The organism is Moorena producens 3L (assembly GCF_000211815.1).
In the GTDB taxonomy this organism is placed as follows: domain Bacteria; phylum Cyanobacteriota; class Cyanobacteriia; order Cyanobacteriales; family Coleofasciculaceae; genus Moorena; species Moorena producens.
Genome location: NZ_GL890953.1, coordinates 45,216 through 67,893, shown reverse-complemented (window position 1 = coordinate 67,893; position 22,678 = coordinate 45,216). Strand labels below are relative to the sequence as shown.

Here is a 22,678-nt window from a genome sequence, read left to right as displayed (position 1 = left end):
CATAGGCCAAGGCCAAGACTCACGCTGCTTGAGGTGCTTATTTTATTCAAAAGCACCTAAAGTAGCGCATTAGCTGATAGCTGATAGCTGATAGCTGATAGCTGATAGCTGAATGCTTACTTAGTGATTAGCTAAGGCGTATTCAACAGCTTTTATCAAACCTTGAGCAAAATAGTCCGGAGAGAATTTATGGATGTGTTCCAGGGCGGCTTGACTCATCGTTTCTAGGTCAATTTCCCCTGAACTTACCTTAACCATTAACTTAGTTAGCTGTTCCCTATCATAGGGATTAAAACCAAATCCATTGATCCCTTCAACTACTAAGTCTTCAAAACAGCCACAGCGATTAGACACTAGCACTGGCAAGCCAGCAGCCATAGCTTCGTTGACAACTAATCCCCATTGTTCGTGAGTACTAGCATGGATAAAGCAGCCAGCGTGAGCAAAATAAGGCAGAAGTTCTTGTTGTTGTAAAAAACCAGTTAGATGAATAAACTTAGTCAACCCTAAGTCTTTAATCTGTTGCTCAATTTGAGAGCGCATTGAACCATCCCCACACAGGACTAACTCCCAAGCCCTGTCTTTGGCTAGTTGGCGATAGGTAGCGTAGGCTGAAATTACAAAAGGAAGATTTTTCTTAGGGATAAAGCGATTGATAGCCAGGAAGTAGGGCTTGTTTAAAGGAGGTGCCAGAGATTTAATTTTGTCGGGATGGAAAGCATCATTACCTACGACATCATAGCCGCAAAAAATGGCTTCCTTAGGTAGTCCTAATTTGATCAAGTAACGTTTTTGTGGTTGCCCGCCCACTAAAGCCGATTTATACCGGTTAAGTAGCCAGCGCTTTATAGTTTCACGCCACCAGGCTCTAGTAAAATCTGTTTCTGTAGTCTCAGAAAGCAAAATTGGTAGTTTACTGTGCCATAAACTCCATACTAAAGTGGCAATCATGGCTGATTCAAAATAGCCAGCAATCACCACCACATCAGGCTGAACCTTCCTTAGGGTAGAGTAAAGTTTTGGGAGTAATTGATGAAACTTTACCTGCTCTCGCTGTCGATCGCTGACAACAGAAATAAGCGGAAATGGAAGATTTTGTAAATTAGCTTTCCAGGCATAGTCAGCTTCGGCTCTTGCCAATTCTATACCAACTACATTCCAGCCTATTTTATGACAATGCTCGTGTAAAGCACTGACACGGGAAATATGGTAGGGGCCATAGTTAGTAAACAATACTGCGATTTTGAGCACTTGAGTTAAGCTAAATTAGTTATGGATTAAAGCATAATTGGCTGTTACTTTTTGTCTTAGGTACCAAGCCATTCTTGTAGATTTAATTTTCTCAGTATGAAAATCGTCTGCATGGTGAGCATTAGGGATAGCAAAAATACGCCTAGATCTAGAACTATAGTTCCTGAGATGTTAAAGAAATTTGCTATATCCTGAAGACCCTCAACAAACAGAATATGGATCAGATAAATTCCATAAGAGTATTTACCAAAAGCAGCAATTTTATCTAGAACTATAAACTGCTCATTTTTAAAAGTAATAGCAAATATTAACAGACATATTCCTGCTAAATTTTACCATAAAAAGTTACGACCTTGGAGTAACATTAATATAGTTAAAACAATCGCTATAACTATACATTACAGGGGCAAAACTTTAAAATCCTTTTTTTCTCTTAGATTAAATAAATTATCCACAACGGCAACTGTAATACCCCATAGTGCTGCTGGTAGTGCCTGATAGGATAAAGAAACTGTATAGCCAAGTTGATTGATTAAGTTATAGTTAGGTTTGATTAAGACTACTATTCCAGTAATTAATGCTATTATTGCTAACCAAGATTTACTTTTAGGATGCTTATAAGCGAACTTTGCCAATAAAAATGTTACCAAAGATACTACTAATATAAAAGGTAGAAACCAAAGATGATGAGTAGTTCCTGTCCATAAAAACTCTAACTTAATATTAATACTTGTACACAAATTTGTAATCCAGCAATTTAAATATCTAATTAACAAATATAAAATCGACCAGATTAAGAAAGGAATATAAATTCTCTTGAATCGGCTAATGGTGTAGTCAGTAAAACTAACTGTTGGTTTTTGGATTACTTTAGTAAAAATAATAAAAACAGCTGTAGATGTAAAAAAAGGTACAGCAAACCTTCCTAGCACAGAGGTAAAGCCAAGTTGAGGCGAACTAACTGTGTGAAGCCAGACGATGGAAATAGCAGCAAATACCTTAACTGCATCTAATGTAATAAATCGTTGCTTCATTTTGGCAAAAAAAAATCTATTTATATGAATTTGGTTGATAATTAAATTTAGTTTTTAAAGCTTACGACGTAGACATAAATCTTCCCTTAGCTTTTTTGGATCCGTAGCGTTCTACCATAAGCACAAAAACATATCCAAACAAAGCAGGCCATAATACCAGTAGAGTAAATTCTCGACCTAAGTTAAACGTTAGCCCTAAACAAATCAGAAATAATCCTAACCGCAAGGTGGAATATTGCTGCTTCCAAAGCCTACTCATAAAACTCACCCAGCTAGCCATTAAAACCGCTGCACCCATTGGTCCCAAAATAGGACCAAAATTAAAAAAACCTTGTCCAATTAATCCAGTTGAAACCGTAGCAAATACCCCAATGTCATTATCAGCACCACCAAATCCCCGTAAGATAGCATAGTCAATTCCAATTAGAGGTTTATTAGGCCAGATTGCTCTAGGAATTATATTAGCTGCTTCTGCGAAATAGCGACCTCCGTAAGTTAATTTTAGGCTTCCTTCTTGGTAAAATTGATTGATATAACATAGTTCTTCTAGCATATTTAATCCCAAGTGCCCTTCTTCCTCTACTTCTTCTTGGAATTGCGGGGCAAAATCTGGATTAAATAATCCTATAAAACCAATGTTACGATAAGTAATAATTAACGTCATCAATTCATTAATAGCCCAAAAAGTAGCCATGCTAATTAATGCCTTTTTCCAAAGCGGATCTCGGGAAAATAACGCATAGCTAAAATAGCCTGGCATAATCACTGCTAGAAGCTGGTTACGGGCTCCCAGGAAAATAAAATAGGGCAGTGCAATCACGATAATTAAAATATTTAAAAATTTAAATATTTTTCGCATTGGGAGGGGCAAAAGTACACCAAAGAAGGCACAAACTAGGGTATAAACATAACCAGCAGAGGAAACAATAAATCCACCACCACCACCAGTAGCACTCCTGCCCCACATTTGTATTCCTCGACGAGCTAATACCGGAAATAAAGCAGCGGCAATGTTTCCGTTGACACGGCTAACTCCATATGCTAATAAAACTAGCCAAACGAAGGCTAAAACTATTAAAAGTTGTTCAGGATTAAAAGTAGTAAATTTAAAAACAGTATGATATTTATTGATAAATCGGCGAGAAAGGGAAGGGATGAATAGGCGAAAACTTATTAAAAAAATAATAATTTGCCAATAACATTTTTCGAGGATTAATGAATCAAACTGAAGAAAGTTCTCAGGCGTGTAAAATAGTTCTACAAAATACCAGGCTCCAATAGTGGCATACACACCCAGGGCGGGAATACTCCAAGCTCGTTTGTCTCTGACTAAAAACGCTTCAATGACTAAGATAAAAAGTATGCTTGAAGCCATGACATAAATAGGGACAAGGTCTTCGGGAAACCCGACAGAATCAGTCATTAATCAAAACTCTAGCAAAGGGAACAGGGAATAGGGAGTAGGGAATAGGGAGTAGGGAGTAGGGAGTAGGGAGTAGGGAGTAGGGAGTAGGCAAGAGGCAATAGGCATGCTAGCAATAGGCATGCTAGCAAGAGGTAAGAGGCAAGAGGTAAGAGGTAAGAGGTAAGAGGTAAGAGGCAATAGGCATGCTAGCAATAGGCATGCTAGCAAGAGGGAAAAAAGAATGTGTACCTCATAGCTATGAGAAACGCTATATAAATAGGTTATGAAGAATCTTGCTGTGTCTTGATGCAGTCGCTCATGGGGGGAACCCCCAAGACCGCGCTGCATCGCTTTCTCATAACACCAAAAAATCCTCTAAGCTCTTTCATAGTGCTCCCTGCTCACTGCTCCCTGCTCCCTTTTGCCATCAATCCTATGTTCACAACCCAGATACAAACCCTATATGTTGCAGTTTTTGTTGGAGTTGAAGCAAACTAAATTGAGAGAAATTTATTTGATGGTGGGAAAAGCGCTGCAATTGTTGGGGGTGACTAAGACACCATTGCAAGGTTTGAGAAATCGCTTCTCCTGAAACCTCTGGTAAGATCAAGCCATTCTCTTGATCTTTCACCACTTCTCCACAAAATCGGGACACTATCAGGGGTAATTTCCAAGCTTGAGCTTCCAGTTGAGTTAAACCAAAGCCATCGGAAAGGGTAGGGAAGAGAAATACATCCGCTTGTTGATAATACTGGCTGGTGCTACTGCGGGGAACGGAACCAATCCAGCGCACATTTGGCAAGTTTTGTTGGGCTGGGGTGAGGGTAATCCCTAGGGATCCTACAATCTGAAATTCAATGGGTTCCTGTTGTAATAATCTCGCTGCTTCCAGCAGGGGAAAGATACCTTTACGTAGGATAACTTGTCCGAGGAACAGCACTCGCAGGGGACGCTGAGGGGAAAAGTGTTCCGGATAGGTGCGCACAAAGCCTTGAGATGCGGTAGGTGCTTGGTAAGCTAAGGGAACTACGGCAATTTTCTGTGAGGGTACCCCAACTTGTTGTAGGGCTTGGCTAGACCAGGTGGAGTTAACTACAATCCGGTCTGCCAAGTGACATTCTTTTTGCCAGTTAGTCCAATAGTCCGGCGGTGCTGGTTGCCAGGTTGATTGATAATGGGGATATTGGCGGTGGGCTTGGGCAACAATTTTTTCTTCCACAATTCCTGGATCTATTTGTCCGAGGACAGTGCGCCACCCTTGAGCTTTGGCAAATTGTAATAGATCTAAGGCTGCGTAGCTGTAAGTAAAGAGGATGGGAGGTTGATTAAATTTTGGAGCAATTTTTGCCAGATAGTTGACAGCGTTTTGTTGAAACCAGTGATTACGGGCAATAATTTGTTCCCAGCCACGCACTTTTTGCAGACGTTGCTGGATTTCTAGCTGAATTAAGGAATTGGTAAAGGCGTGAGTGGATGCTTGAGCAAGATCTGGGTGGAAGCGATCGCGTAAACTGGTGAGCAGGTTTTTGGGTAGATAGTTGAGGGGAGATTGGGGAGTAATCCAGGCGTCTGTGATTAGGTGAGATAGGTTACCCTGTTGATGTAGGGATCTGGGGATTGCGTAATGTTCTCTTGCTCCGATTTGACAGCAGATCCACTGATGAGATTGTTTAAACACAATTATTGAGGGAAAAAGATTTGTACCTGCAAAGTTTATTGTGATAAATTATTGATAATTAGACTAGAATGATTTCAATTTTGAATTCCAAGCTTCAGCACCTCTTGGAGGAGTCCCAATCCGTTTAAAAGCCTCCATTTGTCTGTATCCCAATCTATTCACTATTTTCTTCAGAAAACTTTTCTGAGTATATTTTTCTAAAGAAAAGCTCCCTAGTAAATCAGAATAGTTAGTTTTGATAAATTTAATTAGCTTTCTGACATGGCTATCAGCACAATCATCAAACAGAATAATTCCGTCCTTTTCAAGTAAAAGTGTGGAATAATAAAAATCTATAAATACGTCTTCAAACAAATGGGATCCGTCAACATAAATCAGATAAAATTTTTCTTTTGATTTTACTAGTTGAGGCAAGCTTAAATAAGAAAAATCTTCAATAAACCTAAATTGTTGACTTAGATTTTCTGCTTTTAACACAGTCAGGGCACTATTTTTCCAAGATTTTTTCTGAAAAGGGTCTATGGCTGTATGCAGAAAGTTGTTATCTTTGTGAATTTCTTGAAGACTTGCCAGAATAGCTAGTGCACTTCCTCCATAAGCTAAGCCGATTTCTAGCGTTTTATGGGGACGTTTAGCGAGAATAATTTCTCGCAGCACCTTGATATTGTTAATACTTGATAAACCTGACACAGGGATAGTGTTGTTATTTTCATCAATACTTTTCCCCGTTGCGATAATGTTATTGAGACTTGGGCAAAATTCTAAATATGATAATTCCATTTTTTTTGATAGTAATTTTAATCTTTCTAGAGCATCTGATTCTGGATTTTTTGTGCCCAAATCTCGTAGGCTTGATCAGTTAGATGTGTACCATCTGTTGTCATTTCTTTTTTTAGTAAACCTTCATCATCAATAAAATCTGACCAAGAATCAATAATTTTAATATTAGATTATTGAGCAACACGAATCATTTTTCCACGCAGTTTCATAATAATATCGTTTACTTCAGGTCTTCTTGTGGGAGGTGGAAGAGTCAAAATTATAGAAGATTGAGTTGAATTGATTAGTTTGCTAAGATCTAATATTGAATCTTCAATAGTTTGACGTTCATCGAGTATAGAAAATGCATCATTTGTACCTGCTGAAACAATAATATATTTGGGTTGGTATATATTGGCTTTTTTAACTTGTGAAATAGTTTGTCGAATGGTGTATCCATTCCCAGCCAGATTCCGGGTTGTAAAATACCCAATGCCAATTTTTGGACCCCAATGTCCCCCTCCAGCTGCTAGTGAGTCACCACAAAATACAGCAGTAGCATTGCGTTGTTCAGAGACCCAATGTGACCATGTTTCTAGGATGGCATTGCGTGAATATTTGTTAATTGCTAAAGTACCTAAAATTGGTGAAAATAAAATAATTACGAGCCAAGTAAATAAAACAAGACCATAGCCGAAAGATTTTTTGGTATTTTTTACACGAGCCATGGTTGGTAGTATAAGTGATAGTCTAACTCGGGATTTCGCTTCCTAATCAATCTAGCGGGATTACCTGCCACAATCGTGTATGGTTCCACATCTTTAGTAACTACTGATCCTGCACCAATTACCGCACCTTCTCCTATTTTTACTGAAGGTAAAATAATAGCTCGATAGGCAATCCAAACCCGATCGCCAATAATGACATCTCCACCTCGATCCCCAAAACTAGGGGATTGGGGGTCATGCCCTAAGGTTAAAATGGTTGCCTCTGGACCAATAGAAACATCGTTACCAATGTGAATGTGATAATGGCGACCATCCAATAAACAGCCAAAGTTAATTACGTTGCGATCGCCCAAATAGACTTTACGCCCATTAAGAAAGCGACAGCCCATTTGAACCGATGTTTCCTTTCCTAGCCTGGCTAAATATGCCTTGAGGTAAGCAATGCGGATTTTACGGGAGGGACAGTTACTCAGCCAATGGTTGTAGTGATAGTTGAGAATACTACCTGCAATAATTTTAGGATTCACTGATTAGGACTTATACGCAGAAATAACAGTACAAGAAACCTCTGGATCTTCACCACCTTGAATAGTGTAGCCATGTTCTTTTAACAGAAGTAGCAAAGATTGTCCTTTTGTATCAAATTCGTGAATTTCCATACTAATCCAATCAGGAAATTGACTAGCTTTAAATAAAGCCGGAATTACTTCATATTCAGCACCTTCAACATCTAATTTAAGCCAACATTCTGAGCCTATTTCAGGTAAAATACACGAGATAGGAATGCCTGGAGGTTGTTCATCAATATAACCAGTTTGTGAAGATTGACTATGGTAATAAAGAGTTATATTCTTTGACCAAAGACCCAGTTTATGAACATTTGCTTCACAGGAATTTAAGGATAAATTTGCATGGAGTTGCTTAAAATTATGGTCATCAGGTTCGTAGCAAATTAGTTTAGCTTTAGGAAAATAATTAAAAGCCTGAATAGCAAAAGCACCAATATTTGCACCTCCATCCACAATAGTCTTTGGTTCAAAAGAAGGTAAACAATAACCACCCCTAACTATTTCCCCTACCATTAGGTAATCTGCTTCATTTCCTTGACGCATGGAAAACTGAGTCAATTTACTATTCTGATAAAACTGGAAATTAACAAAACCTTTTTTTCCAAAACTGTCAATTTGGTCAATAAACCATCTGATCATATCAGCACGATGGTGTCCCATAATTCCTAATCCTCCGAGAAGAAATGCCAAGTATTTGTGGCGATATGATTTTCCATGTCTTGCATGTGCTACAAGTTTTATTAGAGTTATTAATGTTGACATTTTTTTTTAAATAAAAATCATTTTTGAAACATATTCATGACAATTTTGGCATTTTCCTGCCAAGAATTATCCCTAAAATACTCTTCCCAGCAAGGTTTGATTGTTGTTCCCAACCATGAATTTAAGCCCTCGACAATCGCAGTTACACTATCAGGATCAACCCACAATCCCAGTTGATATTTTTGCACCATCTCTTTCAAAGGTCCTTCTCCACTGGAAGCTAAGCAAAGTTTACGATGGTGTGTGGCAACGCTTAAAACACCGCTAGCAGAGTGGAATGTCTGATCATAAGTCAATAAAACTAAATCACTCATGTCAAACAAATTGGGAATTTCCCCTGGGGGAATAAAGCCAATCTGCCACCGACAGCGATCTGCTACACCTAATTCCTTAGCTAATTCTTGATAACGACGAGCAAGTTGCTGACTAGAAGACTGTTCTTTTCCCGCGACTACTAAATATACATCAGGGACACGAGCCATTGCCTCAATTACCAGGTCAAGGTTTTTGTTCGGACGAATATGCCCAAAGGACAACATCACCTTAGCTTCTGGAGGTAAGTTGAGGGAGTTGCGCATTTTTTCCCTGGATTGAGTTGCTTTGGATAATTCATAAATACCGTGGGGAATTACAGTTGTGCGCAATTGAGGCATAGGGCTAACTGTATCTAGATCAATGGCTTCATGAACAAATGCCTCCCGCAGAAACGAATAGCCTGCTGCAATAGAGCAACGATGCCACCATTGAGGCCCCAGGACAAAATCTCGCACGGGATCATGGACTACTGCACCGAATACCACTCCCCGATTAGCTAATCGCCTCAGGTGATTGGCCCACAAGGGCGCAAGGTATTCCAGGTAAGAACCCATTAAGACGTGAGAAAACCGATTTTCTTCAATAAAACGGGTTAATCTAGCAATATTGCTGAGCAGATTATAGGAAAGATAGCCTGCTTTAAGAACCTTGGGCATTCGTGTATGCACCCCAGGACTTGCCGTGGTATCATCCAAAATAGGTACAATCTCATAGGCTTCTCCCCTACCTACGGGATAGTTGGGCGTAGTCAGTAACGTTACCTGTGCGCCAGCAGATACAAGGGCATTAGCTTGATAGTGGGCATAGTCAGCTAGTCCTCCATAGCTAGCAGGAGAATAGTAAAGTAACTTCATTCTTTAGGTCTATATTTTGGCGACAAAAGTTGCTGACATAAATTTTCTGGTGAGAAGTATTGTTGAGCTTTTGCCCTTTTCCTGAAAGCAAGTTGAGCATACTCATTAAAGTTTTTCCACATAGTTATAACTGCTTGAGTTAATTCTTCTGTGCTCTCATCTTGAATACCAATCCCTACACCAAATTCCCCGATCACCTCTTCTAACCAACCTCCTTGGGTATAAATAAGGGGAATTCCTAAACATACCGCCTCAATGGCTACCCGGGAAACACGACCATGATAAGAACTATTGCGGTAGGGTAAAATCATGCAGTCGGTCTTGCTCAGTAAAGTCTGATAGTCATGGGATTGGAGAGGGCGATCAATTATTGTCACCTGGGGATGTTGGCGCAGTAGGGAACCAGGCTCACAGATACTGCCATCAGGTAAGCTAAAAGGTTCAACCCATTGAATACAGAATTGAACCGGAATGTCTTGCTGTTTAGTCAAGAGTTGCTCAAGGGCTGTTTTGAACATATCAGAACCCTTCTCATATCTCGCAAAACCGTAGCAAGCAAAGGTGGGGGCACTAGATAACTCTTGGCTTGATGATAATCTAAGTGATGGTGGGCTAGATTCTATTAACTGAGGTACAGGATGGGGAAAAAGCTGGAACGGTAAATTAGTTAGTTCCTCAAACTCTCGTTTTGCTCCCTTAGTTTCCACAGCCAAGGTAACTGTTCCTTGTGCCACTAGCTTCTGAAAACGGCGGAGTAGGAAGCCTTGAATTCCCAGGAGAGGAGATGATGGTAAGATTGACTTCTGAGTATTACGATCCCAAATCCCTGGATTGGCCACAAAGAATAGGGTTAAATGCTGAGGTCTTTGAGGATGAAATGTCATAATCATCCACCAAGCTAGCAGATGATGTATCAAAACCGTAGGCACAAAAATATGCTCATAACGGGGCTGTTTCCCTAGTAGAGGCACGAGCACAACTAAACATCGCCAACTATGAAGCAAAAAGCCATAATATCTCTCACCCGGTAACTTTTTTTTATGGTTGTCTAGATATCGAGCGTAACGAAACAGGGGAAAAACTTTTAATTCTTGGCAAATTTCTGGAACGACATCGTGGTGAGCAGCAACTTGTACTTGCCATCCCTGGGCTTCCGCAGCTTGAGTAATGGTTTTAATATACTCAAACCAGTGGGCTTTGAGATCCCTGAGGGCTTCTTCAACAACTAGTAATGATTTTGTCATCTTTTAACCGCGATGCTACCTAAAGTTAAGTGTTTTTGCTTCGTCCAAGCTAAATCCTAATTCTTCAATCAGTAGCTTCTGCTTGAGAGTTAGCCAACCTTGCTGATAGCAATCTGATTAACTGTTGTGACTAAATTTTGTTGCCAATACATGATAGAAAGGAATCGATGCAATCCTAGTACTTCCCTTACCCTGAGTGACAAAGACTTACAACCTTTTCGCTTTGAGCATTCTTTGAGCCATTCCTTAGCGATTTCCATTGCTTCATGAGCAGTTGTGGCGTCATTTTGTAGTCGTGCCTTCAGATAAATATCTGAGTAGAGACGCATGAGACTTTCACAATGTTTTGCGGTTAGCGATCGCTGTTGTTGACTAAGAAAATCTATGTTAGCGGTAGTAATTGCCTTCATAGATTGAAACCATAAAGCCAGAACATCTGGCTGATTTCGGTTGTCTTCAATTTCTTGGCGATAGAGTGCACCAGCGCTAGCAGTATATGCTACCGAGAATGTAGAAGTAAGGCGAAACCAAAAGGCTGTGTCTTCACTCATATAACGGTCAAGCGCTTCAACCCAAATAAATGGTGTATGCAAAATATCTCGCCTAACTATTGCTGAATGCACTGCCCAGGAAGCAAAGGCAATTGCTCCATCAGGAAAGCCAAAAGCTGTTGAATCATAGCCAGCAGGTGCTTTCAAGGTGCGCTGTTGTGGATTTGAATTAGCATATTCTTGCCAATGTCCGGCAATGATAGCTGCGTGAGGATGATCCTCAACAGGCGACAATAAATTTTCTAAATGAGTCGATTCTATAGTGTCGTCAGCATCTAGAAATAAGACCCAGGTTCCTGTTGCATGCCTTAACCCCACGTTGCGAGGTGCTCCAGGCCCACCTGTACGTTTAGGACATGAAATAAGATGGATTCTTGGGTCACAATATTTTTGGACGATTTCTAAGCCGTTATCTGTAGAGTTATTATCTACGACCCACAGTTCCCAATCAGTAATGGTTTGTGCAAGGACAGAATTGATTGCTGCACCTATATAAAGTGCTTTATTATAAAGAGGGACAATAATACTGACATCAGGCATAACTGATTTTCACGAAATCCTTAATTTGTCTGAGAAAGACACTCCAAGCTAACTGTCTTGTTGGCAACAGCATTACGATAGGCGGTTTCAAACCGGGTCACCACCCGAGACCAGATAAACGCTTCTGAAACCTGATCAGCATTTTTACCCAACTGCTCAGCCAGTTGAGGATCATTTAGTAATTGAAGTATGGCATCCTTCAGCTCTATTACATCAAGACCTACCTGATTGCCCTCACCGTAGGCTCTGCCTACTAACAAACCCGCACCCTGTCGCCCCAGTAGTTCCTCGAGAACTGGTAACCGACGGCCAATAACAGGTTTGGCATAACGACCAGCTTCCATATAAACTAAGCCAAATGCCTCCCCTTCAGAGGGAACACACAGCATTGTGCAAGCTGCCAGAGCATCATGCTTATCCTGCTCCGAGCCAAAGCCCAGTTCGAGAACTCCATCCTTTACTTCAAGGCACACTTGAGACGGTTGCTCCCCTGGTGTTGGGCCCATGCAAACCAACTTGGCGTCCGGACGCTGAGCCTGCACGAGAGAAAAAGCCTGCTTGAGCAAAGTATAGCCTTTATCTGGTGTTTTTCTGCCCAGAAATAGAACAATGGGTCCTTCAAGAGAGTAGCTCTGCCGGAACCGATTGGCATTGCCGTCCGTTCGATTATCGATACCGTTACCAACGATAAAAAAAGGACCAGATAGACCACAAGACTCTAGAAAGTTACGCTCAAAGTTAGTAATAGCAAACAGACCTTGTGCCTGTTGATAGAGATAGAAGTCAAAGGGTGAATCTCCCCATTGACCTGGATGTACTGTAGGCTGGATTACAAAGGGCACACCTAACTTGCGAGCGGCTGCCGCCGCTGCAAACCCAATCAACTCATGAGCCTGACCAATGTGGTGGATGACGTCAACTCCTCTTAGGGCAGCGATCGCCTGTCGGGCAAATAAAGCCTCAAATAAGACGATGCCTAGGGAGCGAAAACTCGGACGGCCAATGCATTTTGAAACCACCCACATGATGACATTCGCAACTCTGGGATGTCTGAGGACGTTAACTTGTAGACCGCTCACTTTAAGCTCAGAGACGGACTCAGAAAAAAAAAGGTATCCCAGTAAGAAGGGGTGCGCGAAATGGCTCGCGTCACTATTGTGACCTCGTGTCCCCGAGCACGCAATCTATGGGCTAATTTCTCTGCGTGGGCTTGTAGTCCACCGGACTTTGGGTAAAACGTTCTAATAGTTAGACCAATTTTCATAACCAGTAGAAATATACAATAACTTAAGATTATTAAAAAAGATAGCAATCCGACTTGATCGCTTCTAAGTATACTGAGACTGAAGCCACCACTAGGCAGGGCATCAAGTCTGAGAAATTTTCAAATATCAATCTTGGTTGCTACATAGAGCATCGTTTGAGAAGATCTGAACTAATTCGATCAAGCACCTGCGAAAATTGAAACCGGGTTTTGGCCGTTCGACGAGCATTCTGACTGAGATTCGCAAGTAGCCCAGGATGATCAAACAATCGACCCACCTTCTCAGCACAATCCTTCACATCCCCAGGCTGAAATAGTAACCCACTTGTACCATCATCAATGAGTTCTGCCACTCCTCCCGTGCGGGATGCAACAACTGCTAAACCAGCGGTCATTGCCTCTAAAATCACAATGCCCATGGGTTCCTCCCAGACGCTGGGAAATACCAAGATGGAATTTTGGGCATACACTTCTGGCAAAGCTGACCGTTCCATCGAACCTAACCAAACTACTGCATCCCCTAAGCTACATTTAGCAATAAGCTCTTCTAGCCTTGCTCGATAGGTTGGTGAAAGACAAGGACCTGCAAGGGTCAACTTCAGATTCTGTAAGTTATACTGCTTTCGCAATTGTCCCAAAGCTTGAATTAAAACATGAACGCCTTTATGCTCAGCGACCTGACCTACATAGAGTATGCGATTGGGATTGGCAGCAGGAGTTGAGGGTGGCTTAAATAAATCTGTATTAATGCCCCAATCTGTTTTGAGCCAGACCGAAGTATTCAAAGATTTGCCTTCATGGTATTGGCGCAGATAAATAGTCGGGTAATGTATAAAATCTGGAGAAATCATTGCTTGTGCTGGCGGTATACCCATCAGTTTTCCCAATTGAAGCACACATTGACGGCTAAACTGTCGCACCAGATTATTAGCAGGGGTGGTTACATGTCGCGACCAGGCATCTACATTGAGGTCTCGCCAAAAATGGTCAAAAATAAATAAGCCCCAAGAGTAGTGATTGAGCTGCGCGAACTCTACTAAAGACCGGGATAATCCACTGAGATTCCAAAAGTAAACGAGGTGAGGCTGAACTTCCCGCAGTGTAGCGAGGAAAGAACGCTTTGTCACATATTCATGAATCAGTAGTTGCCTGAATCGATCAATCGCTCCAAATTGGGACAAGTTTCGTCCAAACAGGGAAGGTAAAATTCGGAGAATACTATCCTCCTCTTTACATTCTTCCTGCCGATGGGAAGAAGTCAAAACAACGACTTCAAAACCTCGCTCCCGCAATCCTTGAGTAACTTCAGCACAGCCAAGCTCATAACCACCATAAAAGACAGGCGGATAAAAGTTACTGACAATGAGAATACGTGGTTTTTGTTTTTTATTCAAAATCAGCATTAAAAAAGATGATAGTGATTTAATTTTTCATCAGGCTACAGTAGGCTTTTGAACGAGAATTACCCAGGACTTGTTTGCAACCGTTCATTAGGTATTGCCATAGATCAAATTTATAAGGCAGGTATATTCACATTAAAATTCGATCCAGTTGGCGATTTTATATAATATCAAATTAATTTTTAACTACTGAGTTAAGCAATTTGCTAAAAGCCTTAATATCAACATGCATATCAGTTGGATGTAATGTCTTTTCAGAAACAATAATAGCTTTAAACCTGCTAAATTTATGTCCTAATTGTCTTGCCATTATTAAGTAATGAATTGGTAAATTAGTTGTAATTTCCACCTGACGAATAAGGTAAGTTTTTTTTAGCCAACTTTTGATAGTTGAGTACATACAGGCAATCAAAAATTTTATTGACAATCAACAATTAAGTGCAGCGTTTGCATCAATCCATAACTGATGACGTATAGGTCCAACATAATGCCGGGCTGACCAAGGTTGATTATGAAAAGACTCTATCCAATAAGTGAGACGGTCTTTATCAACGTACACATCTTGTTTTTGAATCGTGTCTCCAACAGTTTTTGCAAGAATTGCTACCAAAGTTTGTTCACTAAAAAGGTGAATTTTATCTTCAGTTAGTGCATATAGAAGCAATTCTTGATAATTATCTATTTCAGATATAAAACGATTAAAAATAGCAAAACCAGCATTTATAAAGGGAGGATACGACATTTCTTCCTGAAGAGCATTGGGAAGCTTAGATAATAACCTTAAATTGTAAGAATTTGTATAATCTTGAGCTGCATAAATTGCTTTTTTTGAGTAACAATTCATTAGCTGGACAACATCACGAAACCATAAAATATCACTATCTGCGTAGAGGACTCGATTCTTATGAGCAATTCTGAGACATGCTGCAAATTTAAAACCAAAGATATGTTTACGACAAAAATCTGCTAACAATGGCCATCCCCGTTCATCATGGAACGCTGCTGTACTGGCGCGATCCAGACAATATATTTTTCCTGGCCAAAAACTAAAAAACTCTTTTACTTCAGACTCAGTCAGTGACTCATCATATGCGATGACTAGATCTGGTAAAGCACGGGTATGTCGAGCAAGTGTTTCGAGGCTTACTTGACTCATCATCAGGTCCTTACGGCAAGTTAAAGTAACATAGCTGAAGTTTGCCTTGGGTTTTTCTGGGATCAATGGAATATTACGAAAAGCTATGCGATATCGACGCCACTCACTGATACGCCATTTTAGATTCGCTGAATTGTTGGGATTAAATATATAGTATGGAAATCTCATATATCTGTGAATAGTTAACGCCTATAGAAGTTAGGTGATAATGGGACGATACTCAGAAAGGTCAGATTGAACCAATAGACTATCCCGATTGCAACAATAGACCTTAATTCCTGCATTAACCAAGTTTTTATTTAAGTCAGGCCAGTGGTCTAACATCGAACCTTTCCATCCATAAACTTCTCCTACGGTAGCATGAACATTTTTTGCCTTAGCCTCTTGATCCCAAGGATTAATCAGTTCTGGATATCGATTTAATTCTGAGTCAAAGAATGTACCACCTCTATTGAGATCTATCCCAATCAATTTGATAACTGGAGCAATCCTGAGAATAGCAAGCACATTCAATAAACAGGTAAGACTTCCCCGACGGTAGAAAATATTTTCATTTAAAGAGTTAGCCCATTTTAAGTTTTCTCCTTTGCTAGTATCTCGAATAAAAAATATGGATAATAAATTAGGATGAACAAATGATTTAAAATAGTTTTCTAAAATAAAAATTGGCAGTTTTTTTTCTGTATTTAACAACTTCAATTCAACTTGTTTAAATGCCTTTTTGCCAATACCAATTGCATCAGCCATAAAGATGAACTGTGGCCAAATACCTATCAGATCCCAGTAAAGGATATATCGATTCATGGCAACTGATGTTTTACTAGAAATATAATTTTTTTCTTCTTGAGTTAAATCCAGCAAACTAGGACCAGAGCCAATAACAAATATTTCGTCATAGATAAAATCATCTGTATTTTTCCTAAAAACTAATGATTCATCTATAGAAGGTGATAATGCACTCGATTTAATTTTTAGAAGATTTAACTCATCTTCAAGTGTTGAAAAATTACTTTTCAAATCAGATATTTGACATATTTCTGACCAAAGTAATCTTTGAACAATAGACCTCAAGCTTGATCTAATAATTCCTTTCATGTATTTCAAGACTATGAAAAAAAATGACTTAATAATATATAGCAGTACGCTTCTAGGTTAGGACAAAGTGTATCAGTTACAAGGGAATAGTTAACGGTTAATAGGGAATAGATAAATATCCTAATTTTTCCCCGTAGTTCTATATTTATAAAATAGCTGTATTCAATCCAAAATATGGTTCTAATTTCTCTAAGCCGAACCAGAATCCCTCTCCATCATTCTTATGTCCTTGCCAAATTTCTGGAATAAAGGAAGCATTAGGCGTAGTCTTTTGCAAATCCTCCGCTAAAGCCGGAAAATCAATCTCACCTTCGCCAATTTGCAATCCTTCACCATCTATCCCTTCTGCATCAGCAATATGTAAATGAGCTGTTAACGGTCCAATTTGCTCAATAAACTCTTTGAAAGACCATTTATGATGATTACAAGCAAGTTTGGAGTGAGAAACATCTAAACAAACTCGATAGCCATATTTATTGCAAAACTCAGCGGTATCTTTTGGGTCTACAAATAAATTATGATAACGTTGACCGCCAAAATGCCAGGGGAAGGGAGGCATGGTTTGAGGAATGATTTCTACACCTTCTGTATCAAGTTCAGATAAACTTTTAACCAGCAATTCGTATAATTCACTCCGTTGAGATTGATGCAACGGTGCGTCTATGGTAAAACCACCAACATTGGTGACGATACAAGGTTGAGTTGCGCGTTTAAAGAAGGGCTTGAGTAGGCGGGTGATATCAATGACTCGTTGCAGTTCTCGGATAGAATGCTGACGGTACTCCTCATTCTGGGAGCATAAATCCAGTAAATGATCTCCAGCAAATAATTCTGGACTGTGAACTACTAAATCCAAATCTAGTGGTTGCTCAAAGTATTGGTAAATATCTTGCTCCAAATCCTTGTAGCTGAGGTGAAACTCTAGTAAATCTGGATTTGTTTTTGCCAAGATATTCTTGAAATCATGGTAACGAACGGGTATACCCCAAGGACGCTGAAACTTGTAATTACGGGCTTGAATTTGCTCTCGTTCTAAATCACTGGGAAAGAAAAAGTCACCCGCTTTAAATCGTCTTCTGGCTAATTGTCCAATTAGTTCGGTTTTGCGGTTTGGTTGCAAACCTTTACCAGGACTTTTGACTTCAATCATTTCTGATGTAATAACTTGTCCTGGTTCCAGGTTGCAGTTTATTACTAAACTTTTAGCTAAAGTCTCGCGGTTGATTAGTTCTCCTTGGCTGAGTCTACGTTTTTTTGCGTTACCCAAAGCCTCTTCTACCTGACGAATACCCCGCACCATTGCTTTAAACTCTTGTGGTAACAAACTTACTTTGTGGTCGTTACCTTCCATCGATTTATCAACGCTAAAGTGTTTCTCAATGACCTTTGCACCTTTAGCAACCGCTGCAATAGCTATGTAAATATCACGTTCGTGACCAGAATAACCAACAGGGCGATCGCTAATTTCTTTGAGACGTTCTAAATAGTTGAGATTTACATCCTTGAAGGGAGCAGGATAGGTAGAATTACAGTGCAGCAGGACGTACATAGCACCCAATCGCTCTAGTAAATTTGCAGCTTCACTAATTTCAGCTTCCGTTGACATACCAGTGGAACAAATTAACGGTTTCCCAGTTTTAGCCAGTGCTGCGAGTAAGTCATGATTTGTCAAGTCAGCTGAAGCTACTTTATAGGCTTGCATTCCATATTCTTCTAAGAATGCCAGACTTTCCAAATCCCAGGGAGTACATAGTGGTAAGATACTACGTTGTTTGCAGTAGTCAAAAGCAGCAAACATTTCCTCTGGAGTGAGTTGAAAGCGAGAAAGTAAATCCAAAGTGTATTGGGAACCTAAATCTTCACTCGCATCATTAGCATTACCAGCATTACGGTAGAGAGCTTTCATACTACGCATCTGGAATTTAGCACAATCAGCCTCTGCTTCTATTGCTAAGTCAATCAGTTTCTTGGCTAATTCCAAACTGCCATTGTGGTTATTACCAATTTCTGCAATTATGAATGCTGGTGATTCTGCATCAATAGTAAAGTTCCCAATTTGAATAACACCAGGTCGCTTTCTTGCAATAGCAACTAAGTGGTGATTTTTATCTATCAGAGGAAGAAATTCGATTTTTTCAGAAAAGTAGGACTTAATCTTTTCTGGTTCGTCTTCAAAATAAGCAAATTTGAAGTTTTTATTAGTAATATTAGAAACAGGCTGGTTTAATTCAATAGTGTTTTGATTTACCAACCACCGCCGAAAGTCGCCATCAGTTAATATACCTTCAACAATACCCGATTCCGTAACCGAGAAAATAACCCGACTTTTGTTGTCGCTAATTTTTTTCAGCGCGTTGATGATACTGTCTTCAGTAAAGACAATATATTGAGCAATATTTTTGTCAATTAGCATCTATTTTAAATAACTACTAGATTTATTCTTTAACTACATAACAAGGGGTCATACAGAAGGGGAATTTTTGAATTTTTATATTTTGGTTAGCAAAATACTCATCAACAGCCTTAGTTTCACCAGGAAAAACTCCATAGTCATCTAAAATTAGAACTCCTCCTTTGACAATTCTTGGGAAAAGACGTTCTAATATTACAACCGCTGGTTCATATATATCTGTATCTAGATTTAATAAGGAGATTTTTAATTCTGGATGCTGTTCTAAGTAATGAGGTACAGTCTGTAGAATATCTCCTTCTATAAGTTCTATATTTTTTCCAAGTCCTTTATTATCTAAAATACTTAATAATTGTTCTTTTGAAATAGATTCTTCTCCAGCGTTGTTGATAAATTTATCTCTGGGAGCTTTATCTTGAGTAAATTGAGTTTCAGGAAATTTACCAAAAGTATCAAAGCCAATTATTTTTTTAGAGTATGGATTTCCAAACAAATCTCTAAAGCTTGCAAATTTAACTAAAGAAGTACCTTTAAAAACTCCACATTCCACTATTGCACCAGGTACGTCTCGAACCATCTTATACAATTCATAGTGAGCTAGTAGTTTACCTATCCTTGTTGGGTCGCAGGATAAATAAAAGTTATTTTCGTATTCAAAAGCACGGTTTAAATCAGGTAATTCAATCATCTATATTCTCCAATTAAATAGAACTATACTTCTTCAAAAGAGACTCTGCTATTTCAAAGTCAGTCAAGGAATCGATTTCCCAACTAGCAGCTTCATTCATGACAAACATAGAAATTTTACCGCCGAGACGATTACTAAATTCTTTGAGAACCCAAGGTTTGAAAATATAAATAGAACCATTTTCAACATACTGTGGATTCATGTCCTGACGGCGCTTTCGATTACAATAATCATAATTAATGGACTTGACTACACCGTTAACTTCTTCCCAAAGAAATCTGTGGGAAGGAGAAACTGACAATAAAGAATCAGCATTTGTACTCTGAATTTTCTTGATAGCATTGTCAATATCTGTACCTGCTCTAATAGGAGAAGTACATTGTAAAAATACAATTAATTCAGGATAAATGCCAATTTTTTCAATCTCATAAGTTGCGTGAATAAGAGCAGATTCAGATGAAGCTTTATCGCTAGCTAATTCCTCAGGACGCTCAATGATTTCGGCTCCATATTCTTTAGAAATTTCTGCAATTTCTGCGTCGTCTGTGGAAACGTAAATTTTGTCAATTAAATTGGATTCTTTGGCATCTAAAATAGAATGAGCGATTAATGGTTTGTCTCCTAATGGGCGTACATTCTTGAAGGGAACGCCTTTAGAACCACCACGAGCGGGAATGATTGCTATTATGTTCACAATAATTTTTCTTGAACTAAAAAATTATATTGTTTTACTCATCAAAAAATGTTAGGTTTTCTTTATTAGTAAACTTTTTTTAATTAAGTAAATAGTTTCTTGCTTCATTATTTTATGAATGATTTTTGAGATAATAGAGCGTATAGAACCAATGTTAAAACGAAACAATCCTAGTGAATAGTTAATTTCAGAAAAATAGAAATATATTAATATTATTAAGTACAATTTTTTGTTTAAATTAGATAGATGCCTTTTGTCTGTTTTTCTATATAATGCTCTAATATTCTCATCTCCTTTAACTAATTCAAAACCAGCTTTTCCTAAAATGAAATTTAAAGTTGATAAGGAAAAGTGATAAAGATGTGCATTTTGAAAAAACCTTAATGGATTGACATAATTTCTATGAATCTTAAATATACCAGGAAGCTCAATATATAAATATCCTCTATCAGTGATTGAATTATATATCTTCTCAAGTTCTTCAAGAGGATTTGGAAAATGTTCAAGAACATGGCAAAGAATTACAAGGTCAGCTTTTCCGTATTTGTCTAAAGATTTTATATCTCCATGTTCTAGAATGAGTCCTATGCTTTTGCCACGATTCAAATATTGACTTCCTAAATCACAACCAAATACCTTACATCCTAAATTTTTGAAAGGGATCAGTACTCCCCCTGCTCCACAACCCACATCAAATACTGTTAAATTTTCATGAAACTTGAAATTTGGCTTTAGGAAATCCATAATTAATCTGCCATGACTTTCTTGTTCCTCAAAAAAATCATCTGGTGCTTGAGAATGGCCAACATAAATAGAACGGTAGTCTTGATCGTAAAATTTTGATAAACTAGACTCATCTAATCTTGGGCTTGTCCGCATTATCCCACAGGATTTACATAAGTATGTTGACACTGACAAACAATAGCGATCACGCTCAGTTAAACAAATACCTTCTGAATCACCACATAGACAAGAAATGCTCTCAAAGGTATATACTCCCTTATTCACTTTTGTCTGAAACTTACCAATAGAATCGTATTGAAATTCAGTAAGGTTTACTTGTGGACTTTCACAAATAAATAACCTACGAAGTAAAATTTTGTTTAGTCTATCAATTATTAGCATGATTCATTAAATCCACATAAACAGTATGTACATCTTCATTTCATAAATAAGATAGATGTCATTCTATATACTCATGAAGCTGAGATTTGACACCAATCTTTTTGCCCTTCTGCAAACTCAGCAATCTCTCTCAACACGTCATAAATACTAGTCTGAGGCTTCCAACCCCAAACATTTGCAGCCTTTGTCGAATCCAACACCATCCAAGCAATGTCAAAAGGCCGTTCCGTATCAGTTTGAACCACCGTATTAGCCCCAAACCGATCTTCACACCAATCAGTTAATTGTCGCAGTGACATACTATTGCTCACCCCACCACTTAAATTCACAGTTCGGGGTTTATTCGTCACCAACGGCTCAGTAAACTGCTTTTCTAACAAAGACACTAAATCTTGAGGATGCAAACAATCCCGTACCTGATAGCCATTACCTCCAAAACCAATATATTTGAGCGCTCGTTTTTCGCGGAAACTATGAATCCAAAAAGCAAAAATCCCCTGTCCTGGATGACCGAATTGTCCAGCACCAGCCATTACTCCACAGCGATTAATCCACACCGGAAAATTAAAAGTTAACCCATATTCCAGAGCCAGTGTTTCTGATGCTAGCTTTGTCGAACCATACAGCGAGACCGGCGGAGCCGTTGAAAACACTTCACTAATACCCTGCTCACTCAATCCCACTGGCCAACTAGACGAGTCAGTTAAACAAGGTCGAAAAGCCCGGTCATGCACCTCTACCTTTAATTGTGCCAATGGTGGAATCGAATATACCCGGCTGGTTGAGAGCAGTATGAAACCTGCATTCCAACGTTTGCACACCTCCAGCAAGTTAATTGTACCACCCAAGTTATGCTCAATCAGTTGACGACTACTCGATTGACCATCGACCCCGGCCAATACACTAGGGTTCGCCGCACAATCAATCACCCAGTCAAAGGGACCATTAGCTTCCAGGTCGCTGGCATTACGAATATCACCATGAACCACCTTCACCCCTTGTTTAGTCAAAATCTCACGATTAAGCCAAGAGCCTGACCGAGATAGGTTATCAATACCCGTAATGGCTAAATCTGCTTTATGGTCAAGTAACGCTTTAGTCAGGGTACTACCCACAAAGCCACAAATTCCTGTAATAAAAAGTTTCATAAAATCCC

At 39.2% G+C, this 22,678-nt stretch carries 22 protein-coding genes; all 22 read right to left on the bottom strand.

Annotated features, from left to right (window positions below; genetic code table 11):
* Positions 1-120: 120 nt before the first annotated feature.
* Positions 121-1,251 (bottom strand): glycosyltransferase family 4 protein, encoded by a 1,131-nt coding sequence (locus LYNGBM3L_RS23955; RefSeq protein WP_009149868.1) that lies wholly within the window; start codon positions 1,249-1,251, stop codon positions 121-123.
* 56 nt (positions 1,252-1,307) lie between these two features.
* The gene (locus LYNGBM3L_RS49970) at positions 1,308-1,559 is read right to left on the bottom strand and encodes a hypothetical protein (RefSeq protein WP_353814536.1); all 252 of its coding nucleotides are present in this window, start codon (positions 1,557-1,559) and stop codon (positions 1,308-1,310) included.
* A gap of 90 nt (positions 1,560-1,649) precedes the next feature.
* A complete protein-coding gene (locus tag LYNGBM3L_RS23950) occupies positions 1,650-2,285 on the bottom strand; it encodes an acyltransferase family protein (protein ID WP_009149866.1) in 636 nt (211 codons plus the stop codon).
* Between the two features lie 61 nt (positions 2,286-2,346).
* Positions 2,347-3,708 carry a hypothetical protein gene (locus LYNGBM3L_RS23945; protein WP_009149863.1) on the bottom strand — a complete coding sequence of 454 codons (1,362 nt, stop codon included), beginning with the start codon at positions 3,706-3,708 and terminating at the stop codon, positions 2,347-2,349.
* 3 nt (positions 3,709-3,711) lie between these two features.
* Complete coding sequence (locus LYNGBM3L_RS46065) at positions 3,712-4,038, bottom strand: hypothetical protein (protein WP_131827257.1); 327 nt, start codon at positions 4,036-4,038, stop codon at positions 3,712-3,714.
* 91 nt (positions 4,039-4,129) lie between these two features.
* Positions 4,130-5,368 carry a glycosyltransferase family 4 protein gene (locus LYNGBM3L_RS23940; protein WP_009149861.1) on the bottom strand — a complete coding sequence of 413 codons (1,239 nt, stop codon included), beginning with the start codon at positions 5,366-5,368 and terminating at the stop codon, positions 4,130-4,132.
* A gap of 63 nt (positions 5,369-5,431) precedes the next feature.
* Entirely contained in the window at positions 5,432-6,208 is a 777-nt protein-coding gene (locus LYNGBM3L_RS23935; protein WP_009149857.1) for a class I SAM-dependent methyltransferase, read from the bottom strand.
* Between the two features lie 110 nt (positions 6,209-6,318).
* Positions 6,319-6,855 (bottom strand): SGNH/GDSL hydrolase family protein, encoded by a 537-nt coding sequence (locus LYNGBM3L_RS23930; protein ID WP_009149854.1) that lies wholly within the window; start codon positions 6,853-6,855, stop codon positions 6,319-6,321.
* The gene (locus LYNGBM3L_RS23925; protein WP_009149851.1) at positions 6,843-7,382 is read right to left on the bottom strand and encodes an acyltransferase; all 540 of its coding nucleotides are present in this window, start codon (positions 7,380-7,382) and stop codon (positions 6,843-6,845) included. Before LYNGBM3L_RS23925 ends, LYNGBM3L_RS23930 begins: the two co-directional genes overlap by 13 nt.
* Positions 7,383-7,385: 3 nt before the next feature.
* Positions 7,386-8,186, bottom strand: a complete 801-nt coding sequence (locus LYNGBM3L_RS23920; RefSeq protein WP_081431947.1) for an FkbM family methyltransferase — start codon at positions 8,184-8,186, stop codon at positions 7,386-7,388.
* A gap of 17 nt (positions 8,187-8,203) precedes the next feature.
* The gene (locus LYNGBM3L_RS23915) at positions 8,204-9,355 is read right to left on the bottom strand and encodes a glycosyltransferase family 4 protein (RefSeq protein WP_009149847.1); all 1,152 of its coding nucleotides are present in this window, start codon (positions 9,353-9,355) and stop codon (positions 8,204-8,206) included.
* Entirely contained in the window at positions 9,352-10,599 is a 1,248-nt protein-coding gene (locus tag LYNGBM3L_RS23910; protein ID WP_009149845.1) for a glycosyltransferase, read from the bottom strand. Before LYNGBM3L_RS23910 ends, LYNGBM3L_RS23915 begins: the two co-directional genes overlap by 4 nt.
* Before the next feature lie 89 nt (positions 10,600-10,688).
* Positions 10,689-11,690: a glycosyltransferase family 2 protein gene (locus LYNGBM3L_RS34235; RefSeq protein ID WP_009149843.1), complete on the bottom strand. Its 1,002-nt coding sequence runs from the start codon at positions 11,688-11,690 to the stop codon at positions 10,689-10,691.
* A 20-nt stretch (positions 11,691-11,710) separates the two neighbouring features.
* On the bottom strand, positions 11,711-12,715 hold the full coding sequence (locus LYNGBM3L_RS23900) for a glycosyltransferase family 4 protein (RefSeq protein ID WP_009149841.1): 1,005 nt from the start codon (positions 12,713-12,715) through the stop codon (positions 11,711-11,713).
* A gap of 379 nt (positions 12,716-13,094) precedes the next feature.
* Entirely contained in the window at positions 13,095-14,357 is a 1,263-nt protein-coding gene (locus LYNGBM3L_RS23895) for a glycosyltransferase family 4 protein (protein WP_009149839.1), read from the bottom strand.
* A gap of 424 nt (positions 14,358-14,781) precedes the next feature.
* A complete protein-coding gene (locus LYNGBM3L_RS23885; RefSeq protein ID WP_229414671.1) occupies positions 14,782-15,513 on the bottom strand; it encodes a hypothetical protein in 732 nt (243 codons plus the stop codon).
* A gap of 195 nt (positions 15,514-15,708) precedes the next feature.
* Complete coding sequence (locus LYNGBM3L_RS23880; protein ID WP_143764230.1) at positions 15,709-16,614, bottom strand: hypothetical protein; 906 nt, start codon at positions 16,612-16,614, stop codon at positions 15,709-15,711.
* A 136-nt stretch (positions 16,615-16,750) separates the two neighbouring features.
* Entirely contained in the window at positions 16,751-19,018 is a 2,268-nt protein-coding gene (locus tag LYNGBM3L_RS23875) for an N-acetylneuraminate synthase family protein (protein WP_009149831.1), read from the bottom strand.
* A gap of 22 nt (positions 19,019-19,040) precedes the next feature.
* The gene (locus LYNGBM3L_RS23870; protein ID WP_009149830.1) at positions 19,041-19,703 is read right to left on the bottom strand and encodes a TylF/MycF/NovP-related O-methyltransferase; all 663 of its coding nucleotides are present in this window, start codon (positions 19,701-19,703) and stop codon (positions 19,041-19,043) included.
* A gap of 13 nt (positions 19,704-19,716) precedes the next feature.
* Positions 19,717-20,397 (bottom strand): acylneuraminate cytidylyltransferase family protein, encoded by a 681-nt coding sequence (locus LYNGBM3L_RS23865; RefSeq protein ID WP_009149829.1) that lies wholly within the window; start codon positions 20,395-20,397, stop codon positions 19,717-19,719.
* A 51-nt stretch (positions 20,398-20,448) separates the two neighbouring features.
* Entirely contained in the window at positions 20,449-21,522 is a 1,074-nt protein-coding gene (locus tag LYNGBM3L_RS23860; protein WP_009149828.1) for a class I SAM-dependent methyltransferase, read from the bottom strand.
* Between the two features lie 71 nt (positions 21,523-21,593).
* Positions 21,594-22,670, bottom strand: a complete 1,077-nt coding sequence (locus LYNGBM3L_RS23855) for an NAD-dependent epimerase/dehydratase family protein (protein WP_009149827.1) — start codon at positions 22,668-22,670, stop codon at positions 21,594-21,596.
* Positions 22,671-22,678: the final 8 nt, after the last annotated feature.

Coding starts and splice junctions, on each gene's coding strand:
- LYNGBM3L_RS23895 (WP_009149839.1), bottom strand. CDS start 14,357: ATGCTGATTTTGAATAAAAAACAAAAACCACGTATTCTCATTGTCAGT.
- LYNGBM3L_RS23855 (WP_009149827.1), bottom strand. CDS start 22,670: ATGAAACTTTTTATTACAGGAATTTGTGGCTTTGTGGGTAGTACCCTG.
- LYNGBM3L_RS23875 (WP_009149831.1), bottom strand. CDS start 19,018: ATGCTAATTGACAAAAATATTGCTCAATATATTGTCTTTACTGAAGAC.
- LYNGBM3L_RS23910 (WP_009149845.1), bottom strand. CDS start 10,599: ATGACAAAATCATTACTAGTTGTTGAAGAAGCCCTCAGGGATCTCAAA.
- LYNGBM3L_RS23920 (WP_081431947.1), bottom strand. CDS start 8,186: ATGTCAACATTAATAACTCTAATAAAACTTGTAGCACATGCAAGACAT.
- LYNGBM3L_RS23945 (WP_009149863.1), bottom strand. CDS start 3,708: ATGACTGATTCTGTCGGGTTTCCCGAAGACCTTGTCCCTATTTATGTC.
- LYNGBM3L_RS23930 (WP_009149854.1), bottom strand. CDS start 6,855: ATGGCTCGTGTAAAAAATACCAAAAAATCTTTCGGCTATGGTCTTGTT.
- LYNGBM3L_RS23915 (WP_009149847.1), bottom strand. CDS start 9,355: ATGAAGTTACTTTACTATTCTCCTGCTAGCTATGGAGGACTAGCTGAC.
- LYNGBM3L_RS23870 (WP_009149830.1), bottom strand. CDS start 19,703: ATGATTGAATTACCTGATTTAAACCGTGCTTTTGAATACGAAAATAAC.
- LYNGBM3L_RS23900 (WP_009149841.1), bottom strand. CDS start 12,715: ATGTGGGTGGTTTCAAAATGCATTGGCCGTCCGAGTTTTCGCTCCCTA.
- LYNGBM3L_RS23860 (WP_009149828.1), bottom strand. CDS start 21,522: ATGCTAATAATTGATAGACTAAACAAAATTTTACTTCGTAGGTTATTT.
- LYNGBM3L_RS46065 (WP_131827257.1), bottom strand. CDS start 4,038: ATGCAGCGCGGTCTTGGGGGTTCCCCCCATGAGCGACTGCATCAAGAC.
- LYNGBM3L_RS23950 (WP_009149866.1), bottom strand. CDS start 2,285: ATGAAGCAACGATTTATTACATTAGATGCAGTTAAGGTATTTGCTGCT.
- LYNGBM3L_RS34235 (WP_009149843.1), bottom strand. CDS start 11,690: ATGCCTGATGTCAGTATTATTGTCCCTCTTTATAATAAAGCACTTTAT.
- LYNGBM3L_RS23885 (WP_229414671.1), bottom strand. CDS start 15,513: ATGATGAGTCAAGTAAGCCTCGAAACACTTGCTCGACATACCCGTGCT.